This is a genomic window from Polyangiaceae bacterium (assembly GCA_020633235.1).
Classification (GTDB): domain Bacteria; phylum Myxococcota_A; class Polyangia; order Polyangiales; family Polyangiaceae; genus JACKEA01.
Genome location: JACKEA010000002.1, coordinates 171,242 through 192,799 on the forward strand (window position 1 = coordinate 171,242; position 21,558 = coordinate 192,799).

At 68.4% G+C, this 21,558-nt stretch carries 21 protein-coding genes; 9 read left to right on the forward strand and 12 right to left on the reverse strand.

The window, feature by feature from the left end:
- Positions 1-620: 620 nt before the first annotated feature.
- Both H6717_11340 and H6717_11345 read right to left on the reverse strand, forming a co-directional pair.
- Positions 621-974, reverse strand: a complete 354-nt coding sequence (locus tag H6717_11340; GenBank protein ID MCB9577604.1) for a four helix bundle protein — start codon at positions 972-974, stop codon at positions 621-623.
- 424 nt (positions 975-1,398) lie between these two features.
- On the reverse strand, positions 1,399-1,752 hold the full coding sequence (locus tag H6717_11345; protein MCB9577605.1) for a four helix bundle protein: 354 nt from the start codon (positions 1,750-1,752) through the stop codon (positions 1,399-1,401).
- A 462-nt stretch (positions 1,753-2,214) separates the two neighbouring features.
- On the opposite strand from H6717_11345, the gene H6717_11350 reads away from it, so the two are divergent.
- Together H6717_11350 and H6717_11355 are read left to right on the forward strand one after the other, a co-directional pair.
- Positions 2,215-2,466 carry a hypothetical protein gene (locus H6717_11350; GenBank protein ID MCB9577606.1) on the forward strand — a complete coding sequence of 84 codons (252 nt, stop codon included), beginning with the start codon at positions 2,215-2,217 and terminating at the stop codon, positions 2,464-2,466.
- Between the two features lie 68 nt (positions 2,467-2,534).
- Positions 2,535-2,945 carry a DUF2384 domain-containing protein gene (locus H6717_11355; protein MCB9577607.1) on the forward strand — a complete coding sequence of 137 codons (411 nt, stop codon included), beginning with the start codon at positions 2,535-2,537 and terminating at the stop codon, positions 2,943-2,945.
- A gap of 3 nt (positions 2,946-2,948) precedes the next feature.
- Here the strand turns inward: H6717_11355 and H6717_11360 are convergent, their stop codons facing one another.
- Positions 2,949-3,596 carry an RES domain-containing protein gene (locus H6717_11360; protein ID MCB9577608.1) on the reverse strand — a complete coding sequence of 216 codons (648 nt, stop codon included), beginning with the start codon at positions 3,594-3,596 and terminating at the stop codon, positions 2,949-2,951.
- 280 nt (positions 3,597-3,876) lie between these two features.
- On the opposite strand from H6717_11360, the gene H6717_11365 reads away from it, so the two are divergent.
- From H6717_11365 to H6717_11375, 3 genes are all read left to right on the forward strand, one after another.
- On the forward strand, positions 3,877-5,562 hold the full coding sequence (locus tag H6717_11365) for a serine/threonine protein kinase (GenBank protein ID MCB9577609.1): 1,686 nt from the start codon (positions 3,877-3,879) through the stop codon (positions 5,560-5,562).
- A gap of 41 nt (positions 5,563-5,603) precedes the next feature.
- Positions 5,604-9,263 (forward strand): hypothetical protein, encoded by a 3,660-nt coding sequence (locus H6717_11370; protein MCB9577610.1) that lies wholly within the window; start codon positions 5,604-5,606, stop codon positions 9,261-9,263.
- A gap of 70 nt (positions 9,264-9,333) precedes the next feature.
- Complete coding sequence (locus H6717_11375) at positions 9,334-10,083, forward strand: NUDIX hydrolase (protein ID MCB9577611.1); 750 nt, start codon at positions 9,334-9,336, stop codon at positions 10,081-10,083.
- Here the strand turns inward: H6717_11375 and H6717_11380 are convergent.
- Positions 10,055-11,524 (reverse strand): PLP-dependent aminotransferase family protein, encoded by a 1,470-nt coding sequence (locus H6717_11380; protein MCB9577612.1) that lies wholly within the window; start codon positions 11,522-11,524, stop codon positions 10,055-10,057. The genes H6717_11375 and H6717_11380 overlap by 29 nt on opposite strands.
- Before the next feature lie 79 nt (positions 11,525-11,603).
- Here H6717_11380 and H6717_11385 point away from each other — a divergent pair, with 79 nt between their 5' ends.
- Positions 11,604-12,638 carry a GNAT family N-acetyltransferase gene (locus tag H6717_11385; GenBank protein MCB9577613.1) on the forward strand — a complete coding sequence of 345 codons (1,035 nt, stop codon included), beginning with the start codon at positions 11,604-11,606 and terminating at the stop codon, positions 12,636-12,638.
- Positions 12,639-12,641: 3 nt separating this feature from the next.
- Here the strand turns inward: H6717_11385 and H6717_11390 are convergent, their stop codons facing one another.
- The 3 genes from H6717_11390 to H6717_11400 are packed head-to-tail and all read right to left on the reverse strand — an operon-like array spanning position 12,642 to position 16,123.
- Entirely contained in the window at positions 12,642-13,352 is a 711-nt protein-coding gene (locus tag H6717_11390; protein ID MCB9577614.1) for a hypothetical protein, read from the reverse strand.
- Entirely contained in the window at positions 13,349-15,775 is a 2,427-nt protein-coding gene (locus tag H6717_11395; protein ID MCB9577615.1) for an AAA family ATPase, read from the reverse strand. Before H6717_11395 ends, H6717_11390 begins: the two co-directional genes overlap by 4 nt.
- A gap of 3 nt (positions 15,776-15,778) precedes the next feature.
- Positions 15,779-16,123 (reverse strand): ribosome-associated translation inhibitor RaiA, encoded by a 345-nt coding sequence (locus tag H6717_11400; GenBank protein ID MCB9577616.1) that lies wholly within the window; start codon positions 16,121-16,123, stop codon positions 15,779-15,781.
- 474 nt (positions 16,124-16,597) lie between these two features.
- Between H6717_11400 and H6717_11405 the strand changes: the two genes are divergently transcribed.
- Both H6717_11405 and H6717_11410 read left to right on the forward strand, forming a co-directional pair.
- Entirely contained in the window at positions 16,598-16,855 is a 258-nt protein-coding gene (locus H6717_11405) for an acetyl-CoA carboxylase biotin carboxyl carrier protein subunit (protein ID MCB9577617.1), read from the forward strand.
- Positions 16,855-17,829 carry a D-cysteine desulfhydrase family protein gene (locus H6717_11410; GenBank protein MCB9577618.1) on the forward strand — a complete coding sequence of 325 codons (975 nt, stop codon included), beginning with the start codon at positions 16,855-16,857 and terminating at the stop codon, positions 17,827-17,829. Before H6717_11405 ends, H6717_11410 begins: the two co-directional genes overlap by 1 nt.
- A 663-nt stretch (positions 17,830-18,492) precedes the next feature.
- On the opposite strand, the gene H6717_11415 is transcribed toward H6717_11410, so the two are convergent.
- The 5 genes from H6717_11415 to H6717_11435 form a co-directional block, all read right to left on the reverse strand.
- Positions 18,493-18,759 carry a hypothetical protein gene (locus H6717_11415; protein ID MCB9577619.1) on the reverse strand — a complete coding sequence of 89 codons (267 nt, stop codon included), beginning with the start codon at positions 18,757-18,759 and terminating at the stop codon, positions 18,493-18,495.
- 89 nt (positions 18,760-18,848) lie between these two features.
- Positions 18,849-19,649, reverse strand: coding sequence for a sigma-70 family RNA polymerase sigma factor (locus tag H6717_11420; protein ID MCB9577620.1), 801 nt, complete (start codon positions 19,647-19,649; stop codon positions 18,849-18,851).
- 84 nt (positions 19,650-19,733) lie between these two features.
- A complete protein-coding gene (locus H6717_11425) occupies positions 19,734-20,168 on the reverse strand; it encodes an OsmC family protein (protein ID MCB9577621.1) in 435 nt (144 codons plus the stop codon).
- Positions 20,149-20,436 (reverse strand): hypothetical protein, encoded by a 288-nt coding sequence (locus H6717_11430; protein MCB9577622.1) that lies wholly within the window; start codon positions 20,434-20,436, stop codon positions 20,149-20,151. The genes H6717_11425 and H6717_11430 overlap by 20 nt, the downstream gene beginning before the upstream one ends.
- Positions 20,433-20,822 (reverse strand): thiol reductase thioredoxin, encoded by a 390-nt coding sequence (locus tag H6717_11435; protein ID MCB9577623.1) that lies wholly within the window; start codon positions 20,820-20,822, stop codon positions 20,433-20,435. Before H6717_11435 ends, H6717_11430 begins: the two co-directional genes overlap by 4 nt.
- 144 nt (positions 20,823-20,966) lie before the next feature.
- Here H6717_11435 and H6717_11440 point away from each other — a divergent pair, with 144 nt between their 5' ends.
- On the forward strand, positions 20,967-21,557 hold the full coding sequence (locus H6717_11440; protein MCB9577624.1) for an FHA domain-containing protein: 591 nt from the start codon (positions 20,967-20,969) through the stop codon (positions 21,555-21,557).
- Position 21,558: the final 1 nt, after the last annotated feature.

The window sequence follows — 21,558 nt, forward strand, 5'->3', positions numbered from 1 at the left end:
CACGCCCGTTCTCCGTTCGCCGTGTGCATACCGTCTTCGTGCGCACGCCCATCTCCGTGCGGCGCCCGTCGTCCGTGCCCGTCGTCCGTGCCCGTCTCCGTGCCGGTCGTCCGTGCCCGTGTCCGTCATCCGTGTCCGTGCCCATGCCCGTGCCCGTCATCCGTGCCCGTCCCCGTCATCCGTGCCCATGCCCGTCCCCGTCATCCGTGCCCATGCCCGTTCCGGTCTTCCGTGCCCACGCCCGTCCCCGTCATCCGTGCCCATGCCCGTCCCGCTCATCCGTGCCCATGCCCGTTCCCGTCTTCCGTGCCCACGCCCGTCATCCGTGCCCGTCATCCGTGCCCGTCATCCGTGCCCGTCATCCGTGCCCGTCGTCCATGCCCGTCCCCGTCATCCGTGCCCATGCCCGTCCCCGTCTTCCGTGCCCGTTCCCGTCATCCGTGCCCATGCCCGTTCCCGTCTTCCGTGCCCGTTCCCGTCATCCGCGCCCGTTCCCGTCATCCGTGCCCATGCCCGTCTTCCGCGCCCGTTCCCGTCATCCATGCCCATGCCCGTCTTCCGCGCCCGTGCGGAGCTGATGCCGCGTCGCACGTTGGTCTCGTGCGCCAACCGCGCATCCCTCACACGATGAGCTTGGTGAGCATGGCGTACAGGTGATTGCCGAGCTCCACGACCTCGGCAACGCACTCCGCTCGCGCGTCCCCTGCCCGTGCTGCGATCTCCACCGCCGCCACGGCCTCGACAGTTTCGCCCCGCGCGATGGTGTACGCCCGCGCTTTGTCCCGTCTCGTGAAGCGACCGGCGCCTTCAGCCACGTTCAGGCACGCGGACTTCGCTGCGCGCAGCGCTTCGTCCCGGAGCTTTCGGTCGCGGATGCTGGCCGCTCGCACGGCGTCCAGGAGCTCCACGGCCACGCCGTAAGCTTTCAGTTGATGATGCGGAAGTTTCGAAGCGGATGATTTGAAGTTTGTCATTTCGAGGTGGCCTTTCACCCCAGAAAGGCCACCGAGACCCCGCCGCTCCCCGACGTTTCTCTCCCCTCTTCCCCCTCGCCTGCAGGCGCCAGTGCCAGCGTCAGCTGGCGCGCGCCTGCTCCCCACCGTCTCCCCGTCTCCCCGCCGCACCCCGATCCAACCCGTGCTGTCTTCGTCCGTCCCCGTCCGTCTCCGCGTGCACGCCCGTCTCCGTGCGCACGCCGGTTCTCCAATCGCCGTGCCCATGCCCATGCCCGTCATCCGTGCCCATGCCCGTCGTTCGTGCCCGTGCCCGTCGTCCGTGCCCATGCCCGTTCCCCTCATCCGTGCCCATGCCCGTCGTCCGTGCCCATGCCCGTCATCCGTGCCCGTGCGGAGCTGATGCCGCGTCGCACGTTGGTCTCGTGCGCCAACCGCGCATCCCTCACACGATGAGCTTGGTGAGCATGGCGTACAGGTGATTGCCGAGCTCCACGACCTCGGCAACGCACTCCGCTCGCGCGTCCCCTGCCCGTGCTGCGATCTCCACCGCCGCCACGGCCTCGACAGTTTCGCCCCGCGCGATGGTGTACGCCCGCGCTTTGTCCCGTCTCGTGAAGCGACCGGCGCCTTCAGCCACGTTCAGGCACGCGGACTTCGCTGCGCGCAGCGCTTCGTCCCGGAGCTTTCGGTCGCGGATGCTGGCCGCTCGCACGGCGTCCAGGAGCTCCACGGCCACGCCGTAAGCTTTCAGTTGATGATGCGGAAGTTTCGAAGCGGATGATTTGAAGTTTGTCATTTCGAGGTGGCCTTTCACCCCAGAAAGGCCACCGAGACCCCGCCGCTCCCCGACGTTTCTCTCCCCTCTCCCCCGTCGCCTGCAGGCGCCAGTGCCAGCGTCAGCTGGCGCGCGCCTGCTCCCCACCGTCTCCCCGCCGCACCCCGATCCAACCCGTGCTCGTCTTCGTCCGTCCCCGTCCGTCTCCGCGAGCACGCCCGTCTCCGTGCGCACGCCGTGCCCATGCCCGTCATCCGTGCCCATGCCCGTCTTCCGTGCCCGTTCCCGTCATCCGTGCCCGTCCTCCGTGCCCGTCATCCGTCATCCGTGCCCGTCGTCCATGCCCGTGCCCGTCCTCCGTGCCCATGCCCGTCTTCATCCGTGCCCGTGCCCGCCGTCCGTGCCCGTCTTCGTCCGTGCCCATGCCCATCCATCTCCGTGGGCGTGACGCCCGCCTCCCCCCCGTGTACGACGCTCCCCACCTTGACTCCCGAACGCGAGACGAACCGCACCCTGATGTACGGCGGCTGCGCGGGTTGCGTCGGCGCCGCGGTGCTCTTCCTCGCCGGCGGTGCCCTCGCCTTCTACGGCTTCCTGAGCGGCCTCTCCGTGCTCACCATCGCGGGCGTCGCAGTCGTCGTCGCGGCCATCGCCGTTGGCGTGGTTTCCGGCATCGTCAACAACTTGGGCTTCGGGAAGGATCTCGCGAACCGCATCCAAGGACGGAACCGCTGAGCCAACATTACTTGACTTATACTTGACAGACACTTGACGACATCGAGTTGGCAAGTCATGTTGAAGGCATGGAAGCCGTGCTTCTCGACAACATGGTGCCGCCGTCCCCGTACCGTGGTTCCAAGGGGGGAGTAGACATCCAAGGACTGTTCGAGCTTTTGGCGGTTGATCAGTCGACATTGGCGAAGGCGCTGGGGGTATCGCGCCAGGCGGTATCGCAGCAGTTGGCAAGCAAGCAGCGATTCGTGCGACCCAAGAGTGCGGACGTTCGCAAGTTCTGGGACGATCTCAACGACGTGGTGGCTCTGTTGCTCGCTCTGACCGACGGCAACAACAAGGAAGAGGAAGTCCGGCTTTGGCTGCGCTCGCCAAACAAGGCGCTTGGCCTCGAGCGCCCGATTGACCTCGTCATCGCCAGAAACCTCGAGCCGTTGAAGACGGCGCTGATGGATGCTTTCACCGCTGCTCATGGCGGATAGCACTCAAAGCCTCAGGCCCAACTCCTTCAACACTCCCTGCGGGTCCTCGACGGAAAGCTCGACGGCCGGGTTCCGGGGTTTGGCCATCCCGGGGGAGGAGACGTCCATGAAGAGCGCCAAGTTGTGCTTTCCTTGCTTTCGCAGGAGCTTGCGCCACGGATACGGAGGGTAGAGCATCCCGTCGAATCGTGCGTCTGCGGCGACAAGTGCTCCGATGTGTTGTGTGGTACTGCGAACGCCGGCGTTCATGTCCGCTTCCCACTGATCGGTGGGGGCGAGTAGGTCGGCGAGTGTGATTCCCAAGCGCCGTCGCACCCGCGCGTTCGTCAGGTCGAGCACGCTCGCCGTGGCTTCGACGGTTACGTAAATGTAGGGTGAGGCCTTCGCGGAGAGTGGTCCCAGAAGATCGGTGAGCGTGCGAGGCCCAATCTCGGCGCTAGCTACTGTGTGGTCGGCAGCCAAGTACAAGACCGGCTGGGTGCCCTTGAAGTTGTAGCGATAGCCACGTTGGTAGGACCAGGTGCAGTCGAAGAAGCAGTCTTTCCCGTGAAGCGTCGCGACATCCGTGTTGTATGCGCGAACGAACGCGGCTTTGGTGATACGCGAGGGCGCGACCGAAGCCAGCTTGTCCCTTGTCTTCTGGGTGTCCACGGGTCTCGTTGGTGACGAGTCAAACGGGAACGCAGATTCTGGCTCCCACCGACTTCCGCTACAACCAAAACATCATGGCTCGGGCACCGAAGATGGCGGCGCCAGCAGACGAAGCACACTCATCCGCGTTGCCACACGACAGCATCACGCCGAAACCCTCTCGCGTTCGATTCGGAAGCTACGCTGCCTTCGCTCCAGCGAACTTGCGCAGGACGCATCGTGAAGCGCGCGAGGGACCAGTGACGCCTCCGAGCGCCTGGGTTACGCTGCCCTCGCCGTCGTGAGCTTCGTCTGCCCGGAATGCGCGCGCTTGTACCCAGCTTCGGGCTTCTGCACCGAAGACGGCGCCGCCCTGGTCAACACCGCCCTCGACCCCATGCTCGGCCGCCGCGTGGGCAGCCACTGCATTGCCCGTCCCATCGGCGCCGGGGGCATGGGCGAGGTGTATCTCGGTGTTCACCCCGACATCGGCAGCCGCGTCGCCATCAAGCTCTTGTCCTACGACTGCGCCCGCGTGCCGCAGATGGTGGATCGCTTTTTCGCTGAAGCGCGGGCCGTCAACGTGATCCGTCACGAGGGCATCGTCAGCGTCACGGACCTGAGCCGCCTGGAAGACGGCCGGCCCTACATCGTGATGGAGTTCCTCGACGGCGCCCCGCTCTCGCGAGTGTTCGACGAGCAACGCCCGATGCCCTTGGGCGGCTTCGTCCAGCTGATGCTTCAGGTGCTCGACGCGCTGGGCGCCGCCCACGCCCAAGGCATCACGCATCGCGATCTCAAGCCCGACAACGTGTTCGTCACGGCGACGGGACGCGCCAAGCTCCTCGACTTCGGCATCGCCAAGCTGAGGCCGGACATCGCGTCGGTGAGCGAGGCCACGCGCACCGGCGCCCTGCTCGGCACCCCGTTCTACATGTCGCCGGAGCAGGCCCAGGGCCAGCACGTGGATGCCCGCTCGGACTTGTATTCGCTGGGCGTGATGCTGTTCGAGGGCGTCACCGGTCGGCGTCCCTTCCAGGGGGAGACCTTGTTCGAGCTCTTGCGACAGCAAATTCAGGAATCTCCCGTGCGCCCTTCGGAGCTGCGACCGGATCTGCCGCCCGCCCTCGAGAGCGTGATCCTCCGCTGTCTGGAGAAGGATCCCGCGCGCCGCATCCAGACCGCCGGCGAGCTCGCCGCGCAGCTCCGCCAAGCAGCGCAGTTCCTCCCGGCGGAGAGCTTTCACACCCTGACCGGTCGCGCCCAGAGCTGGCACTCGCTCCTGCCAGCTTCGCCCTCGGGGCCGCTGCCGCCGACGGCACCGGGAGTCGCGCAGACCTTGCCCCAGCCCGGCAGCACCACGCGCGCCGGCGTGCTGGGCGTGGGCGTGGGCCTCGCGTTCGCCGGCGTGCTCGTGCTCGCGCTCTTGGTGGTGGGCGGCGGCGCGCTGTACTTCATGTCCGAGCGCGGCGGCCCCGCGCCCATCGCGCCGGTGGGTGCGGCGCCCCGGAGTGGTTCCGCGCCGAGCCAACAAGCCTCGTCCTCTGGAAGCAAGGGCATCGACCTGAAGCACTTCGACGCCATCGGCTACTATCCCGAAGCCGAGAAGCTCGCGCGCGGGGTGTACGCCGACGCCGGGCTCACCAGCATGTCGATCGACAGTCCCGACAAGGACGGCCTCGTGGACGTCACGGAAGACGGCATCGTGTCCTACAGCTTCCGCTCCCCCAAGCAGGGCGGCTCGAACTGTCTCGTGTCGGTGACCGTCACGGAGGACGGCGCGATGGCGACGGCGATGCCCATCAGCGTGTGTTTCGCGGCCATCGTGAAGCCCCCGAGCTGCGCGCTTTCGACGCTGCGCGCCAAGATGGGGGGGCGCTTTGCAGCGGATGCGACCCTCACCTACGGCAGCGGCGGTTGGACGGTGGTGTCGGGCGACGACATCCGCATGATCCCGGACGACTGCGGCGCGGCGTCGGCCCATTGACCGACCCGTTCCGCGATGGAACACTGCCCGCGGGAAAAGCCATGAATCACCGCACTCTCGCGAGCAGCCTTGCGCTCGCCCTCGGGCTTTCGGCACTCGGCTGCAGCGTGGACGAAGTTCCCGAAGGCCTCCGGCGCACTCCGCCGGGCGACGGCCCCACGGTTCGCTTCGACCTGTATCACAAGCCGCTGCCCGACATTCCGCTGCCGAACGACAGCGCCACGTGGCCGGACCCCACCAGCCGCACCGGCTTGCGAGTGAACGCCAGCATCGTGGCCCCCACGGAGATCGAAGCGACGGCGCGCAAGAAGTTCGACTCCCTCGAAGGCTGGGGTACCTACGCGCCGATCACGATCGCCTTCGACAAGAAGCCCGGCCAGGCCGGCGCCGCGATCGATCTCGCCAACGTGGTGAAGCGACACCAAGGGGACGACTACGAGCTCGCCGACGACGCCGTGTACGTCGTCAACCTGGACACCGGCGTGCCCGCCATCGTGGACGTCGGCGATGGTGCGTTCCAGTACATCATTCGCGAGAAGGGCAAGTACTGGCGCAACGACACACGCAAGCTGGAAGAGAACCTGATGTGGGACACCGCCGACGAAACGGTGGATCCCGAGACGGGCAAGCGAGATCCGAACCGCGTCACCGCGGACGGCACGCCCATCTACAAGCCGGAGTGGGACACGGACTTCGACGGCGTCCTGGATCGCCCGAACCTGTTGAATCAGGACGCGTGCCCCAGCCAAGTGGACGTGCAGCTCGGCAACGTGAGCGAGGTCGAGCGCGACAAGTGCATCGCCGACCAGCTCCTCACCTGGTACGAGCGCGAGACCGACACCTTGATCCTGCGCCCCCTGGTGCCGCTCGAGGAAAAGACCCGCTACGCCGTGGTGGTGACGGATCGACTGGTGGACGCCGAAGGCAGGCCCGTGCGCTCGCCCTTCGACTTCGTGTACCACCCGAGCCAGGAAGACGGCATCGCCAAGCTGAAGGCGCACCTGTCCAACAAGGACCTCGCCAGCTACTACGGCGACATCGGCGGTACCGGCCTCAAGCACGTGGCCTTCGCCTGGACCTTCACCACGCAACCGGTGGTGGAAGATCTGCGTGAGATCCGCGACGGCCTGTACGGCAAGGGCCCGCTAGCGAAGCTCTCTTCGAGCTTCCCTGCCGAAGCCAACATCGCCCGAGCCGCCGGTCTCATCGATCTGGAGGCAATGGCCGACGGCGCCGAGGAGGATCCCAACTGGAAAGAGGATCCCAAGTGCGTGGACAAGGTGGCCCGCCCGAACATCGTCGAGATGGACAAGGTGAAGGCCACCCTCAAGGCCCTGGCCAATCAAGGCTTCGGCTTCGAGGGCCCCACCCTGGATTCGTTGCTCGAGTCCTTCAACGCCATCGATCACATCGCCGTCGGCACCTTCAAGTCGCCCTTTTTCATCGAAGGCGGTCCCAAGGGCCGGGACCCGAACGCGTCCTTCGACATCGATTTCGCCACCGGCGACGGCTACGTCGGCTCGGACGACGTCCAGTTCATGATCACGATCCCGAAGGAGACGGCGGAGCACAAGCAGCCGTTCCCGGTGGCGTACTACGGCCACGGCTACACCAGCTCGGATCTCGAGCAGCTGGGGTTCGCGGGCTGGCTCGCTTCCCAAGGCATCGCCAGCGTCGGGATGAACGCGACCTTCCACGGCCTCGAGCTCGGGGACGTGGAGCTGAAGCTGGCCAAGGGCCTGTTCAGCAGCGCCTGTGAGGCACCCTTCGCCAGCGCGCTGCTCGCCGGCCGCGCCCGCGACCTCGACGGCGACGGCGTGCCGAACTCCGGCGGAGATTACTGGACCAGCTACCTGTTCCACACCCGCGATGTGGTGCGCCAGAGCGCCGTGGATCTGTTGCAGATGTTCCGCGTGTTCAAGAGCTTCGACGGCAAGCGCCTGAGCAAGCAGGACTTCGACGCAGACGGGGAGCCGAACCTCGCCGGCGACTTCGATGGCAACGGCGTGCCCGACATCGGCGGCCCCGACGGCAAGTACTACGCGTGGGGCCAGTCCCTCGGCGGCATCCTGGCGCCCTTCGTCGCGGCGCTCGACCCCAAGGTCACCGCCGCAGCGCCCACCAGCGGCTCGGGAGGGCTGTTGGACGTCGGCGCGCGCACCTTCCAGGGCGGCGCCTTCGAGGGCATCTATCTCCGGAACTTCGGCCCCTTGATCGTGGGCGTCCCCGCGAAGGAGTTCTACGACGCCGGCAAGCAGGACCAGACCAGCTGCAGCGAAGATCAGGTGAGCCTGCGCTTCAACGTGATCGACGTGAACAACAGCCGCGAGGTCGAGATCAACTGCGTCGACAAGAAGCTGTTCAGCAAGGGCGGCACCGCCTTCGTGTACAACGGCGGCAACGGCGAGCTCCGCTGTGCGCGCATGGACAGCGACGGGCGCTTCCGCATCGGCATGCCCTCGAGCCTCGGGGATCGCCTCGAGATCCAGCTCTACGATCAGCCCGACGTGGTGGACAGCTACGACGGCGACACCGGCTGCCATCCCACCGTCGACACGGAGCACCGCGTGGCGGTGATCGACGAGTGGGGCAAGGGGCTCATCGAGAGCGGAGCGCCGGATCCGACGGGCAACTCGTCCAAGCCGGTGTGCAGCGCGGAAGGCGGCTGCACCAAGTTCCAGAATCAGTACTTTGCCGCGGGCTCCAAGCTGCGCGCCATCGCCGAGGGCTTCGGCCACATCCGACAGACCCCGTCGTTGCGTCGCTTCATGAGCTTGGCGAGCAACATCATCGACCCGGGTGATCCCATCAACTATGCGCCGTACTACGGCCTCAAGCCGATGACGGACTGGAACGGCGACGTGCAACCGCCCACGGCGGTGCTCAACATCGTGACGGTGGGCGACATGAACGTGCCCCTCAACAGCGGCATCGCCCTCGGGCGCGCCGCCGGCGCGGTGCCGTTCCTGCGCCCGGACGCCCTCGAGCGCTACCCCGCATACGCGGACTACGTCACGCCGGACGCGCTGTACTCCGCCCTCGGAGGCAAGACTCCGAGCCGCGTGCTGGTGGAAAAGCACGTGATGGAGGGCATCAACCGTTTGGAGCGCAACGCCCCGGCGGATCTCACCAGCTGCATGCCGAACGAAGTACCGGTCACCGCCAACGACATGGTCTGTCACCCGGCCTGCACGGACGAGGACACCAGCAAGTGCCTCAGCGGCCAGACCTGCGTCAGCGGCCGCTGCGTGAAGAAGCCCATCCCCGAGGCCACCTGCGCGCAGTACCTCTACAACGTGGACGTCCTCGACGAGGGCATCGCCGGCTACGGTGAAGCCCACGCGTCCGAGCCGTTGCGTCTGGCTCGCATCGCGATGCCCGCCACGGCCAGCACGATCGACGACGTGTGGGCGCCTCGCTTGGACGGCGAGCCCTTTGGCAAGGACGACGGCGCCTGGAGCGCGGACAAGCGCGTCCTTGGCCAGCTCATGGCCTACGTGCAGCCCACCGGCGTGCACGGCTTCGATCCGAGTGATCCGTGCCTCAACTGGAACACCGGACAGTACATGATCAACCTGATCGGGCGCTTCTTCGCGACGGACGGCGCGGACGTGTATTACCTCTCGCACCCCGAGACCCACGAGTGCTTGGCGCGCTCCGTGGGCAACGGGAGCTGCTCCTTCGTGAACATTCCCGAGTGAGGGTCCGGGGCGCGGTGTTTCCGCGGCGGCCCGACATGCTCACGATCATGGCGGACGCTGTCCTTTCTTGTTGGCTCGGCGCGAGCCCCGTCCCGTGAGCGACCCGCCCTCGAGCGACCCGCCACGGGACTCCGCGTCGGTGGTACTGCTGCGCGACGCAGGCGACGGCCCGGAGGTGTTCCTGCTCCGGCGCAGCGGCGACTCCACGGTGCTCGGGAACGTGCACGTGTTCGCCGGCGGCAAGGTGGATCCGGAAGATCACGACGGCTGGCCCGACGCACCCGAAGGCCTGGGAGAGTGGCTCGGTGAGCCGGAGCTCGACCCGCGGCGCGCTCGCGCGCTGGTGGTGGCGGCCTGTCGCGAGACGCGGGAGGAGACCGGCGTGGTGCTCACGCCCGCGGAGCTGGTCCCGCTCTCGCGCTGGATCACGCCGGAACGCCCGGCGCTGATGAAGCGCCGCTTCGACACGCGCTTCTTCTTGGCGCGGCTGCCCGCGGGGGCGACGGCCAGCCATGACGGACAGGAAGCGGACCAGAGCGTGTGGCTCACGCCCAAGCGCGCTCTGGCGGCCTACTACGACGACGCGATCCACCTCGCGCCGCCGCAGATCATGACGCTGATGACGCTGGCGTCGGAGCCGTCCGTAGAGGCCATGCTCGGGCGCTATCGCGGCAAGAAGCCTCCGCTCGTCGAGCCGATGCCTTTCGAGGTGAACGGCCGCCGCGCCGTGGCGTACCCCGGGGATCCGCTGCACCCCGTGCGCGAGCGCGCGATGCCGGGGCCGACGCGCCTCACCCTCGTGAACGGCCGCTTTCGCTGAACGCCCGGGCCAGGCGCGCTGCGGCTTCGCGGAGCTCGTCCTCGTTCATGCGACCGAAGCCGATGCGCAGGTACGGCCGGCGGCGCCCGTCGAAAGAGAAGTCCTTGGCGGTGCGCACCGAGACGTCGCGAGCAAGGGCCGCCGTCGCCCACGCTTCCACGTCCACCCCGGGAGCCCGCGCCCACAGCGCCAAGCCTCCGGCCGGCACTCGAAAGCGCAGGCGATCGCCGAAGTGCCCTCGGAGCTCCGAGACCAGCACGTCACGGCGGGCATGGAAAGCGCGGCGCATGCGGCGCACGTGGCGCGCGAGCTCGCCGTCGGAGATGAGCTCCGCCACGGCGGCTTCGGTCGCCTGGTCTCCCTGACGATCCACCTGAACGCGGAGCGCTGCCATGCGCTCGACGAGCGCCGGCGGCGCCACCACGAAGCCGATGCGAAGACCGGGCGCCAGCACCTTGGAGAGCGTGCCGATGTAGACCACGACGCCCGCGCGATCCGCGCTGGCCAACGGCAGCACCGGACGTCCGTCGTAGTGGAACTCGTTGTCGTAGTCGTCCTCGAGGATCGCGAAGCGGTGCTCTCGGGCGAGCTCCAACAGCCGCAGCCGACGACCAGCGGAGAGCACCACCGTCGTGGGGTACTGATGGTGCGGCGTGAGGTACACGGCGCGCACGCGCTGGCGGGTGAGCAGCGCTTCCAGGTCGCTCACCACGAGCCCCTGCTCGTCCACACGGATGGGACGCAGGCGCGCGCCGGTGCTGGAGAGCGCGCGCCACGCCGGGGCGTAGCCGAAGCTCTCCACCGCCACCACGTCGTCGGGCTCGAGCAGCAGTTGGCCCGCGAGCCACAGGCCCATCTGGCTGCCGCGGGTCACCATCACGTCGTCCGCGGCGGGGGCCAACCCGCGCAAGGTGGACAGCATTTCTCCGAGGCCCACGCGCAGCTCGCCGAGACCGCGGGGATCTCCGTAGTCGAGCAGCGCGCCCCCGCGCTTCGCCAGCGCGCGACGGTACGCGCGAGCGAGCACCGCGTGCGGCGCGAGGCGCAGATCCGGCAAGCCCCCGCGCAAGTCGAAGCGCGCCGTGGGCGGCGCCATGAAGGGCGCGACGTCACGCCGGAGCTCGAAGCCGAGACGGCGAGGGACTTCCGAGCGCGGCCCCGCGGTCTTGGCGAAGCGCCGCGGTCGATCCGCCGGGCGGGACAGCGCCACGAAGGTGCCGCGCGCCGCTTGCGTCTCGATCCACCCTTCGGCTTCGAGCTCTGCGTAGGCAGCGACCACCGTGTTGCGGTGTACCCCCAGGCTCTCGGCCAGGGCGCGGGTGCCCGGAAGCCGCGCGCCGGGCACGAGGCGGCCGCGGGCGATGTCCTCGGCCACCGCTGCGGCGATGGCCACGAACAGCGGCCCCGGACGATCCAGGGACAGCGCCAGCTCGAAGCTCACCGGCAAAGCCTAACTGGACTACCAAAAATGTTCAATCTGGCACTTTTTGACAGGCCGGCAGCGCGCCACCCTGAGGCCCATGAAGGCGATCCACAGTGCGAGCGAGAGCGAAGCCCGCCGCTGGCTCTCGGAGGCCCGAGCCGTCCACGTGGCGGGCACCACGCCGGAGGGAGCGCCGCTCTTGCGCGCGCTGCATACGGCGTGGGTGGACGACGCGTTCACCTTCCACGGCTCCGTACGGGGCGAAAAGACGCTGTGGGACGGCCGCCCGGTGGTGATCGCGACGGAGCGCGTCGTCGCGCGCATCCCGAGCTACTTCCGCGATCCCGAGCGCGCCTGCCCGGCCACCACGTACTACTTGAGCGCGCAGGTCGAGGGCGTGGTGGAGCGCGTCGTCGATCCGGATGCGAAGGCACGAGCTCTCGCCGCGTTGATGGCGCGGCACCAGCCCGAGGGCGGTCACGTTCCCATCGCGGCGGATCACCCGCTGTACCGGAGCAGCATCGACAGCCTGTGGGTGATGCGGGTGGTGCCCACCCGCGTGAGCGGCAAGAAGAAGCTCGGCCAAGAGCGCCCTGTGCGCGAGATCGAGAACATCGTCCGGGGCCTGTGGCAGCGCGGCACGACGGAGGACCTTCGCGCCATCGACGTGATCTTGGACGCGCATCCCGAGGGGCCGCGTCCCGATTTTCTGGTGGGACCCGACGGCACCCGTCTGTGCCCTGCCCTCGGCCCCCAGGACGTCAGCGCGGGGGTGGAGCTGTTGCGCGATCAGTACTGGAACGTGGGCGTGGACGACGCGCGTTTGGCCGCCGCGCTCGTCGGTTCGTCGGCGTGGGTGGGCGCGCGCAACGCCGACGGCCGGCTGGTGGCCACGGCGCGGGCCATCTCCGACGGCGCCAAGCGCGCGGAGATACTCGACGTCGCCGTGGCCGAGCCATGGCGCGGCCGCGGCGTCGGCCGCCGTGTGTTCGAGCTGTTGCTCTCCCACGCCGCCGTCCGAAGCGTGCGCAGCGTGAACCTCCGGACCAAGGACGCCCAGTCGTTCTATGCACGATTCGAGTTCACCTCCGCGCGCCCGCGCAATCACGAGATGGCGCTCGTGCGCGCCTGATATTCAGGTCCGCACCAGCACCAACGGACAGCCGACCCGACGCCGCAGCTCCGGCAGGCTGCCTTCGTCGAGCCACGGCGCGTCCGCGGCGATGAGCACCAAGCGCGCACCGCTCGGCGCGAGCAAGGCGCCGATGGCCTCGGCGTCGAAGGGCTCGCTCTCCTGGACGGCAACGGGCTTGCCAGAGCCGGACAGGGGTGGCTCGTCACCGTCCGGCGGCAGCACCACGCGCAGAGGCCCCGGGCCGCCCAAGGCCTCGGCGATGGGAAGCAGGCCCAGGGCTTGATCGCGGGAGCGCGCGATCACCACCACCGGCCCCGGCCGCGCGCGGCGCGCGCGCGTCTCGCCCAGCAGGATCAGGTCGCGCCCCTGGGACAGCGACCGGAGCGCCCCCAGCAGCCGACCCCGCGCCACCCCGAAGCTCGCTGGGATCCGGGCGCGATCAGCGGCACGGGAAAGGTTGGATTCCGCCCGGGAGGCTGCGCTCTTCCAACCCGCCTCCACCGTGGCCGGCCGCAGGGGCGAGGTGCGACCGCTGCGATCCACCAGCGTGGCGAAGGGCAACGCCGCCAGGCGTAGCGCTTCCACCTCTTCGACGAACACGCCGAACAGCTCCGCTCGCAGCTGCTCAGCCAGCTCGATGGCTTGTCGGGTGGCCGCCGCCGCGTCGGCAGCCGCCTCGAATGCGACCACGACGCGATAGCGCTCCGTCATCCCTCGGCTCCCTGGGGCGGGGTCTCGCCTCCCGAGCTCATCTTGAGGAACTTAGAGAAGCCCTCGGCGATCACCGCGAACTCCACGAGCTGCTCGAGCACCAGGCCGTTGACGCTGTCCTCCGGGAAGTCCCCGTTGTCGTCCGCTTCGCCGGCGGCGCGGCCGGTGAGCACCTCCACGGCTTCGTCCACGGTAGCGACGGCGTACACGGAAAACTCGCCGCGACGGCAGGCTTCCACCACGTCCGGCCGCAGCATCAAGTGCGGCACGTTGGAGATCGGGATCACCACGCCGTGCTCGCCGGTGAGGCCGCGGGCGGCACACACGTCGAAGAACCCCTCGATCTTCTCGTTCACTCCGCCGATGGCCTGCGTGTCTCCGTGTTGGTTCACCGAGCCGGTGATGGCGATGCTCTGCCTCAGCGGCACCCCCGAGAGTGACGAGATCAGCGCGATCAGCTCGGCCAGCGAGGCGCTGTCGCCCTCCACCGCGTAGTAGGATTGCTCGAACACCAGACTGGCGCTGAGGGACAGCGGAATGTGCCGAGTATACCGCGCGCCGAAGTAGCTCGACAGGATCAGCACGCCCTTGCTGTGCAGCGCGCCGCCGAGCTCCACCTCCCGCTCGATGTCCACCACCTTGCCGTCCCCCACCCTCGCGGTCGCGGTGATGCGTGTCGGCACTCCAAAGCGCGAGCCGCCGAACTCGAGCACGCTGAGCCCGTTGAGCTGCCCAACGGCCTCGCCGCTGGTGGCGATCAGCAGGGTGCCCTTCAAGATCTGCTCGTGCATCAGCTCGCGGAGGCGCGCCCGGCGGTGGTCCCGCGCCCGCACCGCCACCTGCACGTCCTCGGCGCTCACCTGATCGGCGTTGTGCTCGGACGCGAAGAAGTCGGCCTCTTGCATGAGCTCGGCCAGGTCCCGCACCCGTGTCGACAGCTTGCGCGAGTCTCCGGTGCTGCGCGCCGACTCTTCGATCACCCGCGCCACGGCGTCGCGGCCGAAGTGGCGCAGCCCGTCGCGCCGCACCAGGGTGGCGACCATGCGGGCGAAGGCGAGGCCGCTGTCCGCGTTGCGATCGACGGCTTCCTCGAAGTCGGCCACCACCTTGAACAGCTCCCCGACGTCGGGGTCGAGCTCCAAGAGCAGGTGATAGAGGTAGCGATCTCCGACCACCACCACCTTGGCGTCCAACGCGATGGGCTCCGGCGAGAGCGTGGTGGTGCTGCTCAGCCCGAGCAGCTGCGACAGCGACTCGATGCGGATTTCCCGAGCGTACAGCGCGCGTTTCAGGGCCTGCCACGACTGCGGCTGGCCGAGCAGCTCGCGGGCGTCCACCACCAGGTAGCCGCCGTTGGCGCGATGCAAGGCCCCCGCTTTGATCATCGTGAAGTCGGTGACCAGCGCGCCCAGCTCTGCGCGGTGCTCCACCCGCCCCAGCAAGCGGTCCAGACTGGGACGGTCTTCGTACACCACCGGCGCGCCGTCCGACTCGGCGTTGTCCACCAGCACGTTCACTCGGTAGCGCGCGAAGCGGCGCTTGCCGTCGAGGCCCAGGGGGGAGCCGTCGTCCTCCTTGCGCAGCTCGTCCACGCTGTCGAGCACGTCGGCGCGAACGGCGTCGAGGTGGGCGAGCACCGCGGGCTGGTCCGCCCACTTCTTGCGGAGATCCTCCATCAGCTGCTCGACGGTGAAGCTCGTGACCTCGCGTCCGAGAGCGCGCGCCTTGTCGCGCGCTTCCTTGCCCCAGCGCGGCAGCGCGCGCAGCTTTTCGCCGAGCTTCTTCTGAAGCCCCTCCACGACGCCTTCGAGCCGGTCGCGCTCGTCCTTCGGTAGCTTCTCGAAGTCGTCCGGGCTGAGCACCTCGCCTTCCTTCATGGGCGCGAAGCCGACGCCGGACGGCATGCGCACCATGGCGATGCCGGCCGCCTTGGCCTCCGCTTCCACCTCGTGGAACGCCGCTTCCGGCCGGGCGCGGAACTCCTGCTCGATCTCGGCCAAGCGCGCTCGGTAGTCGTCACTCTCGAAGGCGGAGGGGATCCCGGCGCGAAGATCCTCGACCCACTTGTCGACGTCGCGGGACAGCTCCGAGCCGCGCCCGCGGGGCACGACCAACACCTTGGGCTCCTCTGGACGCCGGAAGTCGTGGACGTACAGGTAGTCCGGCGGCGCTTCGCGCGCTTCCGCCGCATCCGAGAGCACGCTGCGCACGAAGTCGTGCTTGCCGTAGCCGCTCGGTCCGATCACGAACAGGTTGTAGCCGTCTCGTCGTAGGGCGATGGCGAAGCGGGCGGCCTCCACGGCTCGCGCTTGGCCTAGGGGCTCGACCAGCGTGTCGAGCTCGGCGGTGGACTCGAACGGCAGCGCGTTCGGATCCGCCGCTGCGCGCAGCTGAGACAGCGGGAGCCGCTCGACCGGGGCCATGCTCTAGCTCGGGCGGCGATGAAGATCGCGCCGGCGATCCTCGTGACTCTCCAGCTGGCGTTGCGCCGCGTCGAACGCGTCACGAACGGCGACGTACACGTCCTCGTGCGCCGGATCCGAGGAATGCTCTCGGTTGACGACGATCTCCTCGCCGGGGATGGCCAGGTCGATCCGCACCTGAAACAGCCGCCCCTTCTGGTGGCTCTTGTGGGGTGCTTCGACCACCACGTGGCAGCCCGTCACCCGCCCGGCGTGACGCCCGAGCTTCTCCGTTCTCTGTCGTATCTTGGTTTCGACCGCCTCCGAAGGATCCATGTTCTTGAACGTGATCTGGAGCGGGATCGGCATCATTCACCTCGATGGTCGGGAGCTGCAGTGCTCGTGCCAGCTTGGGGACGCCGGCTTTTCTCCGCAACCCGCAGAAAGCCCCTGGGATTTCCAGGGCCCCGCGCACGGCCTGCGTTCGGCGGGCGCGGGCCACGCAGCCGTTGCGGACGTCTTCCTGCTCGAAATTCCGCGACTTTTCGGCTACCGTCCGCCGGCTCGAACATGCGCTATTTCGTGACCATCGACGACGCCGAGCTGTGCGTCGAGATCAGTGAGCATGCTGGTGGGGGCTACGAGGTACGGCTGCTCGAGGACGCCGACGCGGACGCCGCCAGTGCCAGCAAGCTCGACGCGGAGGTGTCGGCCCGGGGCGCGGACGACGTGACCGTGCGGGTCGGTTCTCGGGTGTTCGACCTCACGCTGGACGGCAAGGTGCCGGATCTGATCGTGAGCGGCAGCGGCCACCGCGCCACCCTCAAGGTGGAGACCGCCCGCATGCGCGCGGCGGCGTCGGTGCGCCGCGCGGGGGCCGAGGCGACGGACGGCGTCATCACGTCGCCGATGCCCGGCAAGGTGGTGAAGCTGCTGGTGGCCGAGGGGGACGAAGTGGAAGCCGGCGCCCCCATCGTCGTGGTGGAAGCCATGAAGATGGAGAACGAGCTCAGCGCGCCGAAGGCCGGCACCGTGCAGAAGCTCCACGTGGCTCAAGGAGACACCGTCGAGGGCGGCGCCCGCCTCGTGACGGTCGCGTGATGCTTCCCAAGCTCCGCCTCGCCCACCTTCCGACTCCCCTGTGGCACTCCGATGCTCTGGACGAGCTGGTCGGCGCCCAGGTGTGGGTGAAGCGCGACGACATGAGCGCCGGCGCGGAGGCCGGGAACAAGATCCGCAAGCTCGAGTACCTGCTCGCCGACGCCCTCGAGCGCGGCGCCAGCCACGTGATCACCTGCGGCGGCGATCAATCGAACCACGCCCGAGCCACAGCGCTCTTGTGCGCACGGCTGGAGCTGAACGCCGTCTTGTTCCTGCGCACCACGCAGTCCGATCCCAAGGTGAACGGCAACCTGCTGCTCGATCACATGGCCGGCGCGGAGGTGCGTTTCATCACGCCGGAGGACTACCGCCGCCGGGCGGAGGTGATGGCGGACGCCGCGCGAGCGCTCGAAAAAGACGGCCGCATGTCCGTGGTCATCCCCGAGGGCGGCAGCAACGGTCTCGGCGCCCTCGGCTACGTGGATGCCATGCGCGAGGTGCGCCAGCAGCTCGACCTCGGCCTCGCGGGACGAAACCTCGGCTTCGACGCCATCGTCTCCGCCTGCGGCTCGGGGGGTACTGCCGCCGGCCTCGCCCTCGGCGCGCAGGAGTGGGGCATCGCACCGGAGGTCCACGCCATGGCGGTGTGTGACGACGCCGCCTACTTCGAAAGCGTGATCGGCCGCATCGTGCTGGAAGCCATCGCCGTGGACCCGAGCCTGGGCCACACCGCCAAGATCGTGGTCCACGATGGGTTCAAGGGTCCCGCCTACGCCGTGGCCAGCGCCGAGCAGAAGCGTTTCATCGTGGAGGTCGCCCGGCGCACCGGACTGGTGCTCGATCCCGTGTACACGGGCAAAGCCCTGTTCGGGCTATCGCGTCTCAGCGAAAAGCCCGAACGCGTGCTCTTCATCCACACCGGCGGGCTCCCGGGCCTGTTGGCTCAGAGCAAGGCCATCCGCGAAGCGCTGTAGCTCGCGCCGGACCAACAAGAATCGGCTCTCCTCACACATTCGTGGGTGCATGAGGAGGGCTCAGAGGAACGTGCCACTCGACTGGGCAACGGTTTTTCTGGTCCGGCGCGGCAAAGGGCCGAAGCGTCCCCTCTGCGCGGAACTAGAGACGACATTCGCGAGTGAAGGCTGGCGAGCTCAGCGCGGCGTGAGTCTGCGCAGAGGTCGCAAGGACCGAAGGCCGTCCCGCGCGGACAAGCGTGAACCCCGGAGCGTCGGGCGGACGTGCGCCCCTGCGCGCATCGTGACGCGAGACGCAGTGGTGAGGCATTGCGCGCCCGAAATCCTGTCTACTGAATTCGACATCGCGTCGCGATTTTATTCGGGGGGCTCACGCCACGCGCTGCGCGGGTTCCATTCGCTGGCGAAGGTCACGCATCTGAACGGCGACACCTCTCCCAAACCCCTTCTGCTTTGTGCGTCAAAGAAGCACCGGGCTCGATTGCGGAGCGCCTCTCTTCGCCTCTTTCCCGAGGGCCGAAACGCGGGGACCGGCGCACCAAGGCCAACGATTCCTCGGCCATGAAGATGTCAGGAGAGCCAAAAAACCCCTGCTTGCCCTGGGGATGCCCTCCGGGTCGCTTCCCCGAGAGTTTGTCGCTGCGCCGCGGGCACGCCGCGGCCTCAGTGGTGCTCGAGGATCAGGCGCGTCTTGGCAAACAGCGCCGCCACGCCCGTACGACCGGGAATGTCGGCCACGCGATCGAGCACGTCGAGAGCCTCTGCCAGAGTCCAGGACAGGCCGGCGAGGCGGAGCGTGAGGGCCGCGGCCCGCACCAGCTCCTCGGCGCTCGGACGCCCGAGCCCCTCCGCCAACAGCGACACCACTTCCTCGCGCTGCACCGCACGGGGCGTGGACGACGTGGTGTGGCTGGGGAAGTCGAAGGGCACGGGAGGCTCCCGTATCCCCGAACGGCCCCACCCCTGAACGCTTTAGCTTGCGACAGAAAGGGCTGATGGCTGATCCCGGCCCGGCCGGTTCAGGGCTTCTGCTCTTCGGCCCAAGACTGCAGCGCCCGGCGCACGTGGAGCTGCAGAGTGACGGGAACTTCCGCCTTTCTCACGGTGCGGCAGGCGACCAAGGCCGTCTTCAAGGCCTGACAGGCGGCGCCGCAGTGCGGACACGCGGCGAGGTGCTGCTCCATGCTGGCGCAATCGTCGGGGCCCAGATCGCCGTCGGCATAGCGCGACCACAGCTCCACCACGTCCGGACAGTCTCCGTCCCGCGGCATCGGCGTGGGGTCCGGCTCCAGCACCGGCCGGAGGGCATCCCGCAAGGCGGAGCGCGCCCGATGCAGGCGGCTCTTCACCGCGTCCACGCTGGTACCCAGTGCGTGCGCCGCCTCCGGCGCCGTGAGGCCCTCGACGTCGCGCAGCAGGATCACCTCGCGGTGCTCGTCACTCAGCGAATCCAGCGCCCGGGACAGCGCGCTCCCGAGCTCTGACGACTCCGCATGCTGTTCCGGTGTGGGCGCGGGATCGACGCGTTCGCGAACCGCCTCTTCCGCGACCGGCGGGCGGTTCTTCAGCCCCCGCCGCCGCCGCGAGCACGCGCTGCGCGCCAGGGCGAACACCCAGCTCGACAACGACGCGCGGCCCTCGAACTGGTCGAGGTGCGTGGCCACGTTGATCAGCGTGTCCTGCACCACGTCGTCGGCGTCGTGATCGCTGCCGCACATGCGGCGACCGAAACGGTGCACCTGAGGGGCGACGTCCGCCAGCAGCTCTTCCATGGCGGCGGCGTCGCCGCGCCGGGCTCGGTCAACGAGGGAGCTCGACATGACCCGTAACCATAGTCCGACCTCGGCCCAAGGCCATGTCCCGAAGCTCGATTTTCATGTCGGCCCGGCGCGATGCCCGGCGCGCTACTGAGGTTCCACGTTCACTTTGACGTCGAGCCCCTCACGCACGCTCTGGGTCACCACGCAGAAGTCCTCGAAGGTCTCCAGGCACTTGTCGATCTTTTCGCCCGTTGCGCTGAGCTTGGGCCGGACCGTCACTTCCATGTGCCCGATGCGAAGCCGGCGGTTCTCGTTTCGGGTGAGCTCCACCTTCACGTCGCTCTTGATGTCCTCGAGCTTCACCCCGGCGCGGCTCAGGCAGAAGAGCAGGCTCGCCGACAAGCAGTTGCCCACGGCAGCGGCCAAGATGCGCGCGGCGTTGGGCGCGCGGTCCTGGCTCAGGGGCGCCGGCTCGTCGAGCATCAAGCTCTCGTACTGTTCCTTGTCGAACTTGACGCGGAACTCGTAACCGTCGACCTGCTCGATGGCGATCGAGAATTCACCCACGTGTTGGCTCATCTTCTCCTCCTGACGGACTCTGAGCTTCGGAGTCTGTCACGGAGCCGGCGCGGGACGCCATCCGTGCGGCGCGCACTCGGCGCACCAGACCGACACCGATCAGGGCTGGCGTGGCGACCACGCACAAGGGGCACGTGGCGCCGAGCAGCACCGCCCCTGCGGCGCCCACGGCGCCAACGGACAGCCCCATGGCCAAGAACTCGTTGGCCGCGCGCTTCTCGCGCTCCGGGGCGTCCGGCGTCGGCGTCTCCTCGGCTTCGTCGGTCACGCGGTCGTCGCCGTCGGCTGCTCGCCCTTCGCCTTCTCTTCGGCGAGCTTCTGGCGGATCTCGTCCATGTCGAGCTCGCGCACGCGCTCGACCAGCTTGTCCAGGGTCAGCGCCGGAACCATGCCGGGTTGCTCGAAGAGCAGGATGCCGTCGCGGAACACCATCAGGGTCGGGATGGCGGTGATGCCGAAGGCCTGCGCCAGCTCGGGCTGTGCCTCGGTGTCCACCTTGCCCCAGGTGGCATCCGTGTGACGGGCCGCGGCGCGCTCGTAGATCGGCGCGAATGCGCGACAGGGACCGCACCAGGACGCCCACCAGTCCAGGAAAACGATTCCTTCACCCACGGTTTCGTCGAAGTTCTCTTTGGTGATTTCTGTAGTGTGCATTGGCCTCGCCTCGGTGTTTAGGAGCCACGGCGGCGCTAAAAGGGTTCGGCAGCCGGAAATTGGCCGACCAAAACTCCCACTTTGTCGTGAGACCACGTTGATTTAGCCTAGTACGCCGTGATCCTGTGGCTCGAGCACCGCGGTATGCGCTACCGCATCCACGAAGGGGAGACCCTCGTGGGCCGCGGCAGCCGCGTGGCGTTCTTCCTCGACGAGCCCAGCGTGTCGCGGGAGCACGCGCTGATCCGCCGCGTGGGGGACAAGGTCAGCGTGACGGATCTGGGAAGCAGCAACGGCACCTTCGTCAACGGGGACCGCGTGGTGAAGACCCGGGGCCTCGACCTGGGGGACACCATTCGCCTGGGCGCCGCGGAGCTCAAGTTCGGCGTGACTCGAGGGCCCGTCGTCTCCAGCATGTCGCCCGGAATCGAGCTCATCGAGCAGCGCGTGGAGCGGCGCCCGGTGATGGACCTCAGCACCGAGCCTCAGTTCGGGTCGCTGGACGTGCTCGAGACCCTGATCGCGAGCCCCGAGGCAGCGGAGGATCCGCGAGAGCTGGCAGCGATGATCCGTTCGTCGGTCGATCGACTGCTCGAGAACCTCGATCGCCGCAACACGCCGCTGGGGCCCGATCAGCGCGCCCGCCTGCTCACCATCGTCGAGGTGGTGAGCGATTGGTTCCCCGACGGATCGCTGAGCGACTGGCAGAGCTCGATCCGCAACCGCGTGGGCTGAG

Excerpts from the sequence above, each read along its gene's own strand:
- H6717_11410 (MCB9577618.1), top strand. The coding sequence starts at position 16,855 with ATGCTTCCCAAGCTCCGCCTCGCCCACCTTCCGACTCCCCTGTGGCAC.
- H6717_11390 (MCB9577614.1), bottom strand. The coding sequence starts at position 13,352 with ATGACGGAGCGCTATCGCGTCGTGGTCGCATTCGAGGCGGCTGCCGAC.
- H6717_11425 (MCB9577621.1), bottom strand. The coding sequence starts at position 20,168 with ATGAGCCAACACGTGGGTGAATTCTCGATCGCCATCGAGCAGGTCGAC.
- H6717_11385 (MCB9577613.1), top strand. The coding sequence starts at position 11,604 with ATGAAGGCGATCCACAGTGCGAGCGAGAGCGAAGCCCGCCGCTGGCTC.
- H6717_11355 (MCB9577607.1), top strand. The coding sequence starts at position 2,535 with ATGGAAGCCGTGCTTCTCGACAACATGGTGCCGCCGTCCCCGTACCGT.
- H6717_11405 (MCB9577617.1), top strand. The coding sequence starts at position 16,598 with ATGCGCGCGGCGGCGTCGGTGCGCCGCGCGGGGGCCGAGGCGACGGAC.
- H6717_11345 (MCB9577605.1), bottom strand. The coding sequence starts at position 1,752 with ATGACAAACTTCAAATCATCCGCTTCGAAACTTCCGCATCATCAACTG.
- H6717_11395 (MCB9577615.1), bottom strand. The coding sequence starts at position 15,775 with ATGGCCCCGGTCGAGCGGCTCCCGCTGTCTCAGCTGCGCGCAGCGGCG.
- H6717_11435 (MCB9577623.1), bottom strand. The coding sequence starts at position 20,822 with ATGCACACTACAGAAATCACCAAAGAGAACTTCGACGAAACCGTGGGT.
- H6717_11420 (MCB9577620.1), bottom strand. The coding sequence starts at position 19,649 with ATGTCGAGCTCCCTCGTTGACCGAGCCCGGCGCGGCGACGCCGCCGCC.
- H6717_11400 (MCB9577616.1), bottom strand. The coding sequence starts at position 16,123 with ATGCCGATCCCGCTCCAGATCACGTTCAAGAACATGGATCCTTCGGAG.
- H6717_11370 (MCB9577610.1), top strand. The coding sequence starts at position 5,604 with ATGAATCACCGCACTCTCGCGAGCAGCCTTGCGCTCGCCCTCGGGCTT.
- H6717_11340 (MCB9577604.1), bottom strand. The coding sequence starts at position 974 with ATGACAAACTTCAAATCATCCGCTTCGAAACTTCCGCATCATCAACTG.
- H6717_11440 (MCB9577624.1), top strand. The coding sequence starts at position 20,967 with ATGCGCTACCGCATCCACGAAGGGGAGACCCTCGTGGGCCGCGGCAGC.